The 13,252-nt window shown below is 69.2% G+C and carries 14 protein-coding genes and 1 tRNA gene; 5 read left to right on the forward strand and 10 right to left on the reverse strand.

Annotated features, from left to right (window positions below):
* The coding region (locus tag BLR04_RS32685) for a transposase (protein ID WP_176903391.1) at nucleotides 1-269 on the forward strand (269 nt) is incomplete at its 5' end.
* A gap of 193 nt (nucleotides 270-462) precedes the next feature.
* Here the strand turns inward: BLR04_RS32685 and BLR04_RS32690 are convergent.
* From BLR04_RS32690 to BLR04_RS32725, 8 genes are all read right to left on the reverse strand, one after another.
* Entirely contained in the window at nucleotides 463-909 is a 447-nt protein-coding gene (locus BLR04_RS32690) for a cytidine deaminase (RefSeq protein ID WP_090772744.1), read from the reverse strand.
* Nucleotides 910-1,209: 300 nt separating this feature from the next.
* Nucleotides 1,210-1,281: transfer RNA gene (locus BLR04_RS32695), tRNA-Val, on the reverse strand.
* 17 nt (nucleotides 1,282-1,298) lie between these two features.
* Nucleotides 1,299-2,249 carry an ROK family protein gene (locus tag BLR04_RS32700; protein ID WP_090772607.1) on the reverse strand — a complete coding sequence of 317 codons (951 nt, stop codon included), beginning with the start codon at nucleotides 2,247-2,249 and terminating at the stop codon, nucleotides 1,299-1,301.
* A gap of 256 nt (nucleotides 2,250-2,505) precedes the next feature.
* On the reverse strand, nucleotides 2,506-2,823 hold the full coding sequence (locus BLR04_RS32705; protein WP_090772608.1) for a hypothetical protein: 318 nt from the start codon (nucleotides 2,821-2,823) through the stop codon (nucleotides 2,506-2,508).
* 18 nt (nucleotides 2,824-2,841) lie between these two features.
* The gene (locus BLR04_RS32710; RefSeq protein ID WP_090772610.1) at nucleotides 2,842-3,306 is read right to left on the reverse strand and encodes a peroxiredoxin; all 465 of its coding nucleotides are present in this window, start codon (nucleotides 3,304-3,306) and stop codon (nucleotides 2,842-2,844) included.
* 27 nt (nucleotides 3,307-3,333) lie between these two features.
* Complete coding sequence (locus BLR04_RS32715; RefSeq protein WP_090772612.1) at nucleotides 3,334-3,762, reverse strand: DUF3052 domain-containing protein; 429 nt, start codon at nucleotides 3,760-3,762, stop codon at nucleotides 3,334-3,336.
* A 117-nt stretch (nucleotides 3,763-3,879) separates the two neighbouring features.
* Nucleotides 3,880-4,284 (reverse strand): secondary thiamine-phosphate synthase enzyme YjbQ, encoded by a 405-nt coding sequence (locus BLR04_RS32720; protein ID WP_090772614.1) that lies wholly within the window; start codon nucleotides 4,282-4,284, stop codon nucleotides 3,880-3,882.
* A 9-nt stretch (nucleotides 4,285-4,293) separates the two neighbouring features.
* Complete coding sequence (locus tag BLR04_RS32725) at nucleotides 4,294-4,476, reverse strand: DUF1918 domain-containing protein (protein ID WP_090772616.1); 183 nt, start codon at nucleotides 4,474-4,476, stop codon at nucleotides 4,294-4,296.
* A 519-nt stretch (nucleotides 4,477-4,995) separates the two neighbouring features.
* Between BLR04_RS32725 and aceE the strand changes: the two genes are divergently transcribed.
* The 3 genes from aceE (at nucleotide 4,996) to BLR04_RS32740 (ending at nucleotide 10,221) form a co-directional block, all read left to right on the forward strand.
* On the forward strand, nucleotides 4,996-7,743 hold the full coding sequence (gene aceE / locus BLR04_RS32730) for a pyruvate dehydrogenase (acetyl-transferring), homodimeric type (RefSeq protein WP_090772618.1): 2,748 nt from the start codon (nucleotides 4,996-4,998) through the stop codon (nucleotides 7,741-7,743).
* A 187-nt stretch (nucleotides 7,744-7,930) separates the two neighbouring features.
* Nucleotides 7,931-9,448, forward strand: coding sequence for an alpha/beta hydrolase (locus BLR04_RS32735; RefSeq protein WP_090772620.1), 1,518 nt, complete (start codon nucleotides 7,931-7,933; stop codon nucleotides 9,446-9,448).
* A 35-nt stretch (nucleotides 9,449-9,483) separates the two neighbouring features.
* Nucleotides 9,484-10,221 carry a maleylpyruvate isomerase family mycothiol-dependent enzyme gene (locus tag BLR04_RS32740; RefSeq protein ID WP_143022323.1) on the forward strand — a complete coding sequence of 246 codons (738 nt, stop codon included), beginning with the start codon at nucleotides 9,484-9,486 and terminating at the stop codon, nucleotides 10,219-10,221.
* A 587-nt stretch (nucleotides 10,222-10,808) separates the two neighbouring features.
* On the opposite strand, the gene BLR04_RS32745 is transcribed toward BLR04_RS32740, so the two are convergent.
* Both BLR04_RS32745 and BLR04_RS32750 read right to left on the reverse strand, forming a co-directional pair.
* Nucleotides 10,809-11,537, reverse strand: coding sequence for a helix-turn-helix transcriptional regulator (locus tag BLR04_RS32745; protein ID WP_090772624.1), 729 nt, complete (start codon nucleotides 11,535-11,537; stop codon nucleotides 10,809-10,811).
* Nucleotides 11,538-11,751: 214 nt separating this feature from the next.
* Entirely contained in the window at nucleotides 11,752-12,777 is a 1,026-nt protein-coding gene (locus tag BLR04_RS32750) for a PHP domain-containing protein (RefSeq protein WP_090772626.1), read from the reverse strand.
* A gap of 96 nt (nucleotides 12,778-12,873) precedes the next feature.
* Between BLR04_RS32750 and BLR04_RS32755 the strand changes: the two genes are divergently transcribed.
* Nucleotides 12,874-13,251 carry a hypothetical protein gene (locus tag BLR04_RS32755; protein ID WP_090772628.1) on the forward strand — a complete coding sequence of 126 codons (378 nt, stop codon included), beginning with the start codon at nucleotides 12,874-12,876 and terminating at the stop codon, nucleotides 13,249-13,251.
* Nucleotide 13,252: the final 1 nt, after the last annotated feature.

The raw sequence follows: 13,252 nt of genomic DNA on the forward strand, positions 1-13,252 counted from the left end.
TGGTCGCCGAACTGGCCCGCTTCGCCGAGGCCAACGCCGACTGGTTACGTATCTACCAGCTTCCGGCCTACGCCCCCGACCTGAACCCGACTGAAGGCGTCTGGTCGCTGATGCGGCGCTCCATGGCCAACTTCGTGGTCACCGACCTGACCACACTCGTCCGGATCGTCAAGCGCAAGCTCAAGAAGATTCAGTACCGGCCCCACCTGATCGATGGCTGCCTGGCTCAGACCGGACTCATCATCGAGGAGACCACCGTGACCACATGACCGGCTCTACGAATTCAACCTGTGTATGGCAGCGATATCTCATGTACCAGTCCACCGGCTTCCCGTCCGCCTCGTCCGCCCGAAGGACAGGGGCCGCAGAATCCCGCCTGACCAAGTGCGTTCGGTAGCGGCGAGCAGGTCGAACATTCCGGCTGGTGTTTGCTCACCAAGGGCGCGACGGGCCAGAGCCGGGTCAAGAGAAGTGGACTTCAGGGGCAGGCCAGGCACCGTCTTCCGTGAACTGTGATCCCCAGTAGAACGGGTTCACGTCACGAAGAGTGCGAACGCCCCACCCCGTCACGCTGGAGTCGTCAGGCACACCGACTTGTACGTCAGGCCCCCACAGCGCCAAACGCTCCTGGCAGATGCCGCACGGGGGAAGGACGAGGACGCGGTCACGTTCGGAAGCCCGATAAACGCACACCGATGCAGTGACCTTCTTGTTGAGCGTGTAGGCCTGGCAGATGGCACCGGTCTCATGACACAGCGAAACTCCGCCATTCAGGTTGTCCAAGCCGACGCTGGTGAGGATCTCCCCGTCCTCCAGGTAGACGGCCGCCGCACCACCTGGCTCATCGACCGGCCATCGCCGATCCATCTGCGCGATGGCCGCGTCCACCAGAGTTTGATCAAGCTGCATGCAGGCATCGTGCCACATCAAGGCGGCCAGATCCTTGACGCCCTGGGCTCAGAACCGCTCCCGACCAGAACCTTCCTGCTGGAACGGATGACGAAGATCAAACCCTGACTGACAGGTACGGACCAGACGACCACGATCCCGGCCTGCGAAGCAGCCACATCTCGTCCACCACACACCGAGCACCGTCCGAATGTCCACTCCACGACCTCCGGCACACGGCGAGATCACGTGAGCGCGTCCAGACGGCAGCTGATGAGCGACCGCCCCGCAGCGTGATCGCTGGCCGGGCTCGTTTTCAGGTGGGCGGTACTGGGTTCGAACCAGTGACCCCTCGCTTGTAAGGCGAGTGCTCTACCGCTGAGCTAACCGCCCCTGATCGGCACTACACCTTACGACACCAACGGCTCCGACCGCACATCCACCGACCAGTCAGGTCCCAGTTCGGGGCGGCCGGCTGCCCGCCAGCCCAAGAGGCCCGCGCCGAGCATTCCGGCGTCCACCCCCAGCGCGGCCGGGATCAGCGGCGGCGCCTCGCGGAAGGCCAGGCGCTTGATGAGGCGGGTGCGTACGGGGTCGAAGAGGGCCGGGCCCGCCTGGGCCAGGCCGCCGCCGAGGACGATCACCGAGGGGTCCAGGAGCAGCGTGTACGTCGCCAGGGCCAGCGAGAGGGCCTCCACGGCCTCGTCCCACACCTCGATGGCGATCGGGTCGTCGGAGGAGACCACCTGTTCGGCCCGGACGCCCTCGACGCCGGCCCGCTGGCTGTAGCGCCGGCCGACCGAGGCCGCCGACGCGTACGTCTCCAGGCAGCCGAACTGGCCGCACGCGCACTGTTCGCCGTCGGGGAACACCGGGGTGTGACCGATCTCGCCGGCCCAGCCGGACGACCCGCCGTACGGTTCCCCGCGGATGATCGAGGCTCCGGCGATGCCCGTGCCGATGGGGAGGAAGAGGAAGTCGGACACGCCGCGTCCCGAGCCGAGGATGCTCTCCGCCAGCCCCCCGGTGCGGACGTCGTGCCCCAGCATGATGGGGATGTCCAGGGTGGTGAAGGCGGTGGCGGGGACGTCGCGCCAGCCCAGGTTCGTCGCGTAGATCGCGGAGTGCTCGGACACCAGGCCCGGCACGGCGAGGCCGACCCCGGCCGGTTCGCCGTCGCCGGAGGAGGCCAGGTGGCTGATGAACGCGGAGATGGCGGCCACGACCGCGTCCGGGCCCTCGGCCCGGGGGGTCGGCCGGCGCTCGCTCAGCAGCACCACGCCGGTGTCGCTGACCAGGCCGCCCTTCATGGACGTGCCACCGACGTCAAGCGCGACAACGAACGAACTCTTAGCGGACACGAAAGGGAACGATAGCGCAGCTCAACAAATGTCTGGAAAGGCCGCCCGACGGGCGCTCACCCCCGTACGCCCTTCCACCCCAGGTGCCGCACGCCGTCCGGCTCGCGGTCCGACACCGCTCAGGTCCCGGGCAGGACGCCCTCCCGACCCGTTTCCCGACGCGGCCAACGACTACCCGACCCGGTGCCCAGGAGCCTTTCAGCGGCCCTCACACCGCTCTCAAGCGCCCGTGCGGGCCTGCCACCCACCCCGAGGCTCAGGCGCGGCCCAGGACGCGGTTCAGGGCCGCCTCCACCTCCGCGGCCAGCCCCGGAGGGGCCGCGACCGTCGCGGTCCGCACCGTCTCGGGCGCCCGTGCCGTCCGTACGGCTCCACACGCCCGGCACTCGACCTCGCCGAGCCGGCAGATCAACGTCCTGGACCCACAGGTCGCGCAGGAGTCGAGGTCGAGGTCGTGCAGCCGTTGGCAGTCGGGACAGACGAGCACCTGCGACTCGTCGCGCACACCACGCTGCCAGGGACTCGCCCCGCGCACCGGGTCCGTCTGCCGGGCCCCGCAGCGGTAGCAGGGCATCGATTCCTCCGTACGAAGTCACGAAATGTCGGCGAGCGCCTTGACGTAGTCGGCCACGTCACGCGCCTGGGAGCTCGGGTTGACCACCGACCAGCGGATCACACCCTCGCGGTCGATGACGAAGGTGCCGCGCTGCGCGACGCCCTTCGCCTCGTCGAAGACACCGTACGCCCGGGCCACCTGTCCGTGCGGCCAGAAGTCGGAGAGCAGCGAGAACGTGAAGCCCTCGCGATCGGCCCACGCACGATGGGCGAACACGGAGTCGACGGACACCGTCAGCACCTGCGCGTCGTCGATCGGATGATCGCGCAGGACAGACAGCTCACCGTGACAGATCCCGCTGAACGCCAGCGGGTAGAAGACCAGCACGACCTTGCGTCCCCGGAACCGGGACAGTCTCACCGGAGCGCCGTGCTGGTCCTGCAGCTCGAAATCGGGAGCCAGGGCGCCGACCTCGGCAGGATGCGCTTTCACGGTCACCATCCTGCCGTACGGCAGGCGCTCGGGCTCTTACCGGCGGCCCTTCGGTGTGACCAGTCTCGTACCGGACCAATCGGGTGCGGCGGAGATGCTGCTGGTCTGCGAGAGACCTGCGGTCGCCGCGTCCTCCCCGATGTCGCTCGGCTCCACGTGGCCCTCGCGCCCGGCCTTGGGAGTGAGCAGCCAGATCTGGCCGCCGTCGGCGAGTGATCGCATGGCGTTGGTCAGAGCGTCGAACAGGTCTCCGTCTCCATCGCGCCACCACAGCAGCACCACGTCGACGACGTCGTCACTGTCCTCGTCCAGCAGCTCGTTGCCGGTCAGGTTCTCGATGGAGTCGCGCAGCTTGTCGTCGACGTCCTCGTCCCAACCGATCTCCTGCACCACCTGACCCGGCTTGAGGCCGAGTCGTTCGGCCAGGCCGCGCTCGCCCTGCGCCTGACCCGCGGTCGCGCTCACGTTTATCCCTCCTGCTTGAGTGGCCCCGCTTATGCGGTTTATCGCTTCGGCACAGTCCACACGCTGTGACCCTCAGTCGTCAACGGTCGCCACGGGTACGGCCGTAGTCGGTCAGAATCAATCAGACAAAAACGACAGGCGAACCTGGCGTTGCGGGTTGTCGACGTTCAGGTCCACAAGCGCCACGGACTGCCACATGCCCAGCGCCATATGCCCGTCCAGCACGGGGATCGTGACGTACGGCGGGATGAGCGCGGGCATGACATGAGACCTGCCGTGGCCGCGCGAACCGTGGGCATGACGCCAGCGGTCGTCGGCCGGAAGCAGGTCACGCAGAGCCGCCAGCAGGTCGTGGTCGCTGCCCGAACCAAGTTCGAGCAGCGCCACCCCCGCTGTGGCGTGCGGCACGAACACGTGCAGCAGTCCGTCCCCCTGATCACGTACGAACGCGGCGCATTCGGACGTGATGTCGTGCACCGTCTCGCGCGAACCCGTGGACACCGCGAAGATTTCGGATCTCACGCGGAAAGCTTACTTATGGACGACGAGGGCATCGGGCCCCGGAAACACCAGGACGGTGTGCCCGTCGTCGAACTCCACCATGAACGGAGGCGTGCCGTCCGGCCCCATGACCTCCGTGATCACCCCGGTCCGGTCCCTTTCGCCCACGGCATTCGCGTGAACCAGGAGCCGGTCTCCAACCGTCGCCTTCATACCTCCAGATTGGTACGCGGAATGCCGGACGAAAAGCGAGATTCGAAACCTTTGCCCCTTCTCTAGAGGGAGGCCCAAAATTGATGGAACCGTTACGCGCCGCTGATGCCCGGCACCCGCCATCGCCGTACGCCATCAGACCGGGCGCCGGCACCGATCCCCAGGAGCCCTTGAGGGCGCGGCGGGAGGGACGGCGGCTAGACTCGCGCCGCACAACCGCCCTCCAGCGGGTGAGAACCTCCCCTGATCGGGGGAGGGGAAAGGTTACGCCACAAGGCTGAGGGCAAGGATAGGCATACGAGCGAAATTTCATCCGTTTTCCTGTCTTGTTAAAATGCCCTAGGGATGTAACCTTTGGTGGCGATTCGTCCTACCATCGGTGGTCTAGGCCAGAGAAGTGCCCCCTGCCAGCAGGGACACTCTGGTTACCAACCAGTAGAGATGCGTTTTCTACGGCTAGCTACCAGGATGGAAGACGACCCAGACCAGACATCAGTCCATCTCGGAAGGCGAGACCCAGTGGCTTCCGGACGCCAGCGTTTCTCGATCATCAGCGACGGCCTACCCAGCCAACTGCCTGATGTCGACCCCAGCGAGACCAACGAGTGGCTCGAGTCGCTCGACAACGTCGTGAAGGCCGAGGGCCGCACCAGAGCCCGCTACCTCATGCTCCGACTGCTGGAGCGGGCGCGCGAGCACCAGGTCGGCGTGCCGGGCCTGCGCAGCACCGACTACATCAACACGATCCCGCCGGAGCGCGAACCATGGTTCCCCGGCGACGAGCACGTCGAGCGGCGCATCCGCGCCTACATCCGCTGGAACGCGGCCGTCATGGTGTCGCGGGCCAACGCCCGCACCAACGTCGGCGGCCACATCGCCACCTACGCCTCGGCGGCCTCGCTCTACGAGGTCGGCTTCAACCACTTCTTCCGCGGCAAGGACCACGGCGAGTCCGGCGACCAGGTCTTCTTCCAGGGGCACGCCGCCCCCGGCATCTACGCGCGCGCCTTCCTCGAGGGACGGCTCAACGAGTCGCAGCTGGACGCGTTCCGCCAGGAGCTGTCGCACGGGTTCCGCGGCCTGCCGTCCTACCCGCACCCGCGGCTCATGCCCGACTTCTGGGAGTTCCCCACGGTCTCGATGGGCCTGGGCCCGATCGGCGCGATCTACCAGGCGCGGTTCAACCGCTACCTGCTCAACCGCCAGATGAAGGACACGAGCCGCAGCCACGTGTGGGCGTTCCTCGGCGACGGCGAGATGGACGAGCCCGAGTCGCTCGGCGCCATCGGCCTGGCCGCGCGCGAGGAGCTCGACAACCTCACATTCGTGATCAACTGCAACCTACAGCGGCTCGACGGCCCGGTACGCGGCAACGGCAAGATCATCCAGGAGCTGGAGTCGTACTTCCGCGGCGCCGGCTGGAACGTCATCAAGGTCGTCTGGGGCCGCGACTGGGACCCGCTGCTCGCCGCCGACGTCGACGGCGTCCTGGTCAACCAGATGAACACCACTCCCGACGGCCAGTTCCAGACCTACTCGGTCGAGTCGGGCGCCTACATCCGCGACCACTTCTTCGGCTCCGACCCGCGCCTGCGCAAGATGGTCGAGCACCTCACCGACGACGACATCCGCAAGCTGTCGCGCGGCGGCCACGACTACCGCAAGGTGTACGCGGCGTTCAAGGCGGCCCGCGAGCACGTCGGCCAGCCGACGGTGATCCTCGCCCAGACCATCAAGGGCTGGACGCTCGGCAAGGACTTCGAGGCGCGCAACGCCACGCACCAGATGAAGAAGCTCACCAAGGCCGAGCTGAAGGAGTTCCGCGACCGGCTCTACCTGCCGATCCCCGACTCCGCCCTCGAGGGCGACCTGCCGCCCTACTTCCACCCGGGCGAGGACGACCCCGAGATCCAGTACATGAAGGAGCGCCGCGCCGCGCTCGGCGGCGTGCTGCCCAAGCGCGTCCTGCGGGCCAGGCCGCTCAAGCTGCCCTCCGACGACGTCTACGGCACGTTCACCAAGGGCTCGGGCAAGCAGCAGGTCGCCACCACGATGGCGTTCGTGCGGCTGCTGAAGGACCTCATGCGCGACAAGGAGATCGGCCACCGCTTCGTGCCGGTCATCCCCGACGAGGCGCGTACGTTCGGTCTCGACGCGATGTTCCCGACCGCCAAGATCTACTCGCCGCACGGCCAGACGTACGAGGCCGTCGACAGGGACCTGCTGCTGTCGTACAAGGAGGCCGTGCAGGGGCAGATCCTGCACGAGGGCATCAGCGAGTCGGGCTCGATGGCCTCGACCATCGCGGCCGGCACCTCCTACGCCACGCACGGCGAGCACATGATCCCGATCTACATCTTCTACTCGATGTTCGGGTTCCAGCGCACCGCCGACCAGATGTGGCAGATGGCCGACCAGATGGGCCGCGGCTTCCTGCTGGGCGCCACCGCGGGCCGCACCACGCTGAACGGCGAGGGCCTGCAGCACGAGGACGGCCACACGCCGCTCATCGCCTCGACCAACCCCGGCGTGGTCGCCTACGACCCGTCGTGGGCGTTCGAGGTGGCCCACATCGTCAAGGACGGCCTGCGCCGCATGTACGGCGACCAGCCCGAGGACGTCTTCTACTACATGACCGTCTACAACGAGCCCTACCTGCAGCCGGCCCAGCCGGCGGGCATCGACGTCGACGGACTGCTCAAGGGCCTGTACAAGTTCGCCGAAGGGCCGCAGACGCCGGGGCCGAAGGCCAACATCCTGTCCTCCGGCGTGGCGGGCCCGTGGGCGCTGGAGGCGCAGCGCCTGCTGGCCGAGGACTGGGGCGTGTCGGCCGACGTCTGGTCGGCCACGTCGTGGTCCGAGCTGCGGCGCGAGGCCATGGCGTGCGACGAGTACAACCTGCTCAACCCCGACGCCGAGCAGCGCGTCCCGTACGTCACCCAGGTGCTGTCCGGGGCGCGGGGGCCGTTCGTGGGCGTCAGCGACTACATGAAGGCCGTCCAGGACCAGATCGCGCAGTGGGTCCCGGGTGACTGGTCCTCGCTCGGCACCGACGGGTTCGGCCTGTCCGACACCCGCTCGGCGCTGCGCCGGCACTTCCACGTCGACGCCGCCTCCATCACGCTGGCCGTGCTGACCAGCCTGGTCAAGCGGGACGAGCTCGACGCCGAGGTGCTGCGCGAGGCCATCGCCCGCTACCACCTGAAGAACGGCGTCACCGAGGCCGGCGGCGCCGAGAGCAACGACACCCAGTCGATGGGCATCTGAACCCGTTCATGAGGGCGCTCCCGTGGAAGACTCGCGGGAGCGCCGTCGTTTTCCGTCCCGCCGACACCGACCGGCGGGTGGGGCGGCACGTCGAGGAGGGGTACGTGCCGCCTCACCCGCGTTGAGTGGCGGGATCGCGTATTGTGGGCACTACCTCCCCCTAAGGCCTATGAGGGGAAGTTTGTATATGCGTCGCGTCCTAGCCGCCGCTCTGTTCCTGACCGTCGGCTGTTCGTCCGTGCCCGCCCAGCCGGCCCAGCCGGCCACGCAGAAGACGGCCAACCCTTCCGACCAGACCGCGACGATCGCCTGGGGCCCGTGCACCGACATCAAGCGGCCCGACGGAGCGCCCCCGGCCCGCAAGGACGCCACCGTACGATGCGGCAAGCTGGCGGTGCCGCTTGACTACAGCAAGCCCGACGGCGAGCAGCTCGAACTGGCGCTCATCAAGTTGACGGCCACCGGTCCCGGCAAGCGGCTCGGTTCGCTGGTGTTCAACTTCGGCGGCCCGGGCGGGTCGGGCGTCGACACGCTCGACCAGGCCGGCAAGGCCCTCGCGGCGCTGCGCAACCGCTACGACCTGATCAGTTTCGACCCGCGCGGCGTCGAGCGCAGCTCGGGCGTACGCTGCGGCGGCGGCAAGGAGATGGACACCTTCACCGCGCTCGACACGCTGCCCCCCGACGAGGAGACGCACCGCAAGACCGAGGAGGCCAACAAGCAGTTCGCCGCCCTGTGCCAGCAGGACTCCGGCAAGGTCCTGCCCTACGTCGGCACCGTCAACGCGGCCCGCGACATGGACCTCATCCGCGCCGCCGTCGGCGACGACAAGCTCAACTACGTCGGCATGTCGTACGGCACCCAGCTCGGCGGCGTCTACGCCACGCTGTTCCCCAAGAACGTCGGCCGCATGGTCCTCGACGCGCCGCTCGACCCCACGGTGACGTTCGAGCAGCGCACACTGGCCCAGACGCGCGGCTTCCAGCAGGCGTACGAGAGCTTCCTGCGCTCGTGCGTCAAGAGCGGGTCGTGCGAGGTGGGCCGCGACCTCGACACCGCCAACGCCAACGTCGCCAAGCTGCTGAACCAGCTCACCTCCCAGCCGCTGCAGGTCGACAACCGCATGCTGACGCAGGGGCTGGCCTCCACCGGCGTGGCCGCCGCGCTGTACTCCGAGATGACCTGGCCGTTCCTGGAGCAGGCGCTCGGCGCGGCGCTCAAGGGGCAGGGCGAGGGCCTGATGTTCCTGTCCGACACCTACACCGGGCGCTCCCCCGACGGCAGCTACTCCACCCAGATGACCAGCTTCCCGGCGATCACCTGCGTCGACACGGCCGAGCGTCCTGACATCGCGACGCTGCGGCGCACCGAGGCCGCCGCGATGAAGATCTCGCCGCTGTTCGGCAGCGAGGGCTCGGGCGGGCTCTGCCGGGTCTGGCCGGTCAAGGGCAGCGACGAGGCCCGGCACATCGACGCCACCGGCTCCGCCCCGATCGTGGTGATCGGCGGCAAGGGCGACCCGGCCACGCCGTACGAGTGGGCTCCCAAGCTGACGGCCCAGCTCAAGACCGGGACGCTGGTGACGTACGAGGGCGAGGGCCACGGGGCCTACCTGTCGGGCAGCAAGTGCGTCCAGCAGCTCGTGAACTCCTACCTCATCGACGGCAAGCTCCCGCAGAAGGGCGCCACGTGCCCCGCGGCCTAGTGCCTGATGAGGGGTTCGCGCCTAATGTGGGGCTGGTGAAGGACTACACGCCGCAGATCGACGCCGAGATGGCGAGGCTGGTCGCGCTGACGGGCGATCCGTCCGTCCCGGTGCCGACGTGCCCGGGATGGACGCTCGCCGACCTGGTCACCCACGTGGGGCGCATCCAACGCTGGGCCACGCACGTGCTGCGCGAGCAGGTGCAGGAGCGCGTCTGGCCACCACAGGTGCCGAGCGGGCTGCCCGAGGGCGCGAAGGGTGACACGGCGTGGCTGCGGGCGGGGGCCGCCGCGTTGCTGGACACCCTGCGCGGCACCGATCCGGCGCTGCCCGTGTGGACGTGGGGCCCCGACCGGCGGGCGTCCTGGTGGGCGCCCCGGATGCTGTTCGAGCTGATGATCCACCGGGCCGACGCCGAGCTCGCACTCGGCATCGAGCCGGAGATCCCGGCCTCGACCGCGGCCGCCGGGATCGAGGAGTACCTGACCAACCTGCCGTACGCCGGCTGGGTCACCCGGCGGCTGGCCACGCTGGACGCGGAGGGGGCGACGATCCACCTGCACGCGACCGACGGCGACGGCGAGTGGACCGTCACGCAGGGCCCGGCCGGGAGGTTCACCTGGGAGCGCGGCCACGCCAAGGGCGACGTCGCCGTACGGGGCCCGCTCGCCGACCTGCTGCTCGTGCTGTACGGACGGCGCTCCTCCGACGCGGTCGAGGTGTTCGGCGACCGCGACTTCCTGGACCGCTGGCTGTCGACGGCCGCGCTCTGACTCCGCCCTTTCACGTGGGCCCTTTCACGTGGGCCCTTTCACGTGGGCCCTTCACCCGGGCCCTTTCACGTGGGCCTCTGAACTGGGCCCTCTGACGTGGGCCCATGGATATGGGCTCTCTGACGTGGCCCGCTGATATGGCCCTGGACGCGCCGCCGCTCGGCGATCGGCGGCGTGTCCAGGGCTAAGGGTGAATCGCTCCGGCCGGCTGTCGCGGGGAAGGCGGCCTCCGGCGGCGAGTGTCGATCACCTGCTGCGGGACATCCCGACGACACCGCCGAAGTCAGGCGCGGGCGAGTGTCGTCAGGTGCTGTCGAGCACGACGACAATCCCCCACCCACGCGACACCCTTATGTCGGTGTTTCCACGAATTCCACCCCCACGCGGACCCCTCGCACGGGCGTTCCTGAAGCCCGTACGACAGCCTCGCGCGGGTATCCCGTGAAGCCCGTGCGACGGGCTTGCGTCGGTGCTTTCGCCTGACGTCTCTCGCCGGTGTCCCGTGAAGCCCGTACGACAGCCTCGCGCCAGTGCTCCCTGAGGCCCGTGCGGCGGGCTTGCGTCGGTGTTTTCGCGTGCCGTGTCGCCTAGTCGAGGGCTGTGCCGTGGACCACCATTTCGGGCACCTCGGTGGCGAAGCCCTCCAGAGGACGGTCGGGGCAGCGTTCGGGGGTGACCGCGGCGGCGGCGATGCGGTCGAGGCGGAAGACGCGGACGTCGTCGCGCAGCCGGCACCAGGCCACGAGGTACCAGAAGCCGCCGCGCCCGCCGAGGAACACCCCGGGCTCGACGTCGCGCGAGGTGAGCGCGCCCTTGGCGTCGGCGTAGTCGAGCCGCAGCACGCGGCGGCGCAGCAGCGCCTGCTCGATCGCGCGGGAGACGCCCTCGGCGCCGAGCGGCCGCAGGTCGTCGCCGGGGCCGGGCTCCGGCTGGACGTGCTGCACGCGGCGGGCCAGCTCTCGGGCGAGGTCGCCCTCGGAGCCGGGCATCGCGGCCACGACCTTGCGTAACGCGCTGCGCGCCTCGCGGCCGAACGGCTGGTCACCGGCCCGGCTCAGCGCCACGGCGATGGCCACCGCCTCGGCGGGGGTGAAGTTGAGCGGCGGCAGCGACATCTTCTTGTCGATGGCGTAGCCTCCCCTGCGCCCCGGCTCGGCGTAGATCGGCACGCCCGACTCCTGCAGCGCGGTGATGTCGCGCTCGATCGTGCGCACGCTCACCTCGAACCGCTCGGCCAGCTCGCGGGCGGAGCGGCGGCGGGGGGCGATGGCGCGCAGGTCTTCGACGAGCGCGTAGAGCCGGTCGGTTCGATTCACAGCCGCGACGCTACGTGCCGCCACCGACAATCGCGGGCCGCGCGGCGTCCCCGCGACACCTGCCTAACCCCACCGACACAGGAGTCTCACGCTCCGGCCAGCACCCCTGTGAGATCGCCCGTTTTTCCGCTTCTCACAACGAAACGCCCTTTGCACACGATGACATACGCGACGCCCTATTGCATGCCGTTCGCACGCCATCCCCCCGCGAGACTCACGTGGCTCGCGTCCAGTCGAGGAGCCGGTCGAGCGGCCAGGTGTTGACGATCCGCCCGGCGTCGATGCCGCACCGGGCCGCCCGCTCGCACCCGAACCGCTGCCAGTCGAGCTGCCCGGGCGCGTGCGCGTCGGAGTCGACCGCGAACACGCACCCCATCTCGTACGCCAGCCGCATCAGCCGCTTGGGCGGGTCGAGCCTGTCGGGCCTCGAGTTGATCTCCACCGCCACCCCGAACCGACGGCAGGCCTCGAAGACCAGCTCCGCGTCGAACTCCGACTCCGGCCGCTTCTCCCCCCGCTTGCCGCCCGCCCGCACCACGCGTCCGGTGCAGTGGCCGAGGACGTCCACCAGCGGGTCGGCGATCGCGGTGACCATCCGCCGGGTCATCTCCTCGCCGTCCATCCGCAGCTTGGAGTGCACGGACGCCACCACCACGTCGAGCCGCTCCAGCAGGCGCGGATCCTGGTCGAGCGAGCCGTCGGGGTTGACGTCCACCTCGATCCCGGTGAGGAGCCGGAACGGCGCGAGCCGCTCGTTGAGCTCCGCCACGACGTCGAGCTGGCGTTCCAGCCGCTCGGCCGACAGCCCCCCGGCCACGGTCAGGCGCGGCGAATGGTCGGTGAGCGCCAGGTAGTCGTGGCCGAGCGCGCGGGCCGCCGTGGCCATCTCCTCGATCGGGGAGCCGCCGTCCGACCAGTCGGAGTGGCTGTGCAGGTCTCCCCTGAGCGCGGCGCGCAGCGCGGCCGTCTCCGCGTCGAGCTCGACCTCCGCGGTCGCTCGCATTCGCCGCAAATACGTAGGAACCTGGCCTTGCAGACTTTCGTTGATGACAAGTGTGGTCACCTTGCCGATGCCAGGCAGGTCGGCGAGGCCGCCAGTGCCCGACAGCCGTACGAGCTCGTCACGGGGGAGATCGGCGACGACGGAGGCGGCACGGCGGAACGCCCGCACACGGTACGTCGGCTCGCCGGCACGCTCGAGCAGGAAGGCGATCTCACGCAACGCCTCGACGGGATCCATGCCTCCGTCATACCCGAGCGCCGTCGGACCGGATTCACGCATTGAACGGGGAGACGGGCCGCCGCTAGGCTGAGCGGCCCAGGAAAGCAGGTTTCGATGGCAAAACCGCCGCAGGCGACCAAGGAGCCGCCGCGCAAGTCGTCCAAGGTCGTGCCGTTAGTCGTCATCGGGGTGCTGTCGGTGATGGTGGTCGGCTACTGCGCCGCCACGACGGACGACGACGTCACCGCCGACTGCGTCATCCAGCGCGAGGACGGCACGTACGAGGTCGTCGACGACGACTACTGCGACGACGGGCACGCCTACTACGGAGGCTCGCGGGGCGCGTACATGTGGTACTACGGCGGCCGCATGGTCGGCAACCGCATGCAGGGCGGCACCACCCTGCGTCCCACCGACGTCAACATCAGCAGCCGCAGCGGCAAGTCGATCCAGCGCGGCGGCTTCGGCCGCAGCTGGACCGGCGGGAGCTGAC

It is taken from the genome of Nonomuraea maritima (genome assembly GCF_900100395.1).
Lineage (GTDB): Bacteria > Actinomycetota > Actinomycetes > Streptosporangiales > Streptosporangiaceae > Nonomuraea > Nonomuraea maritima.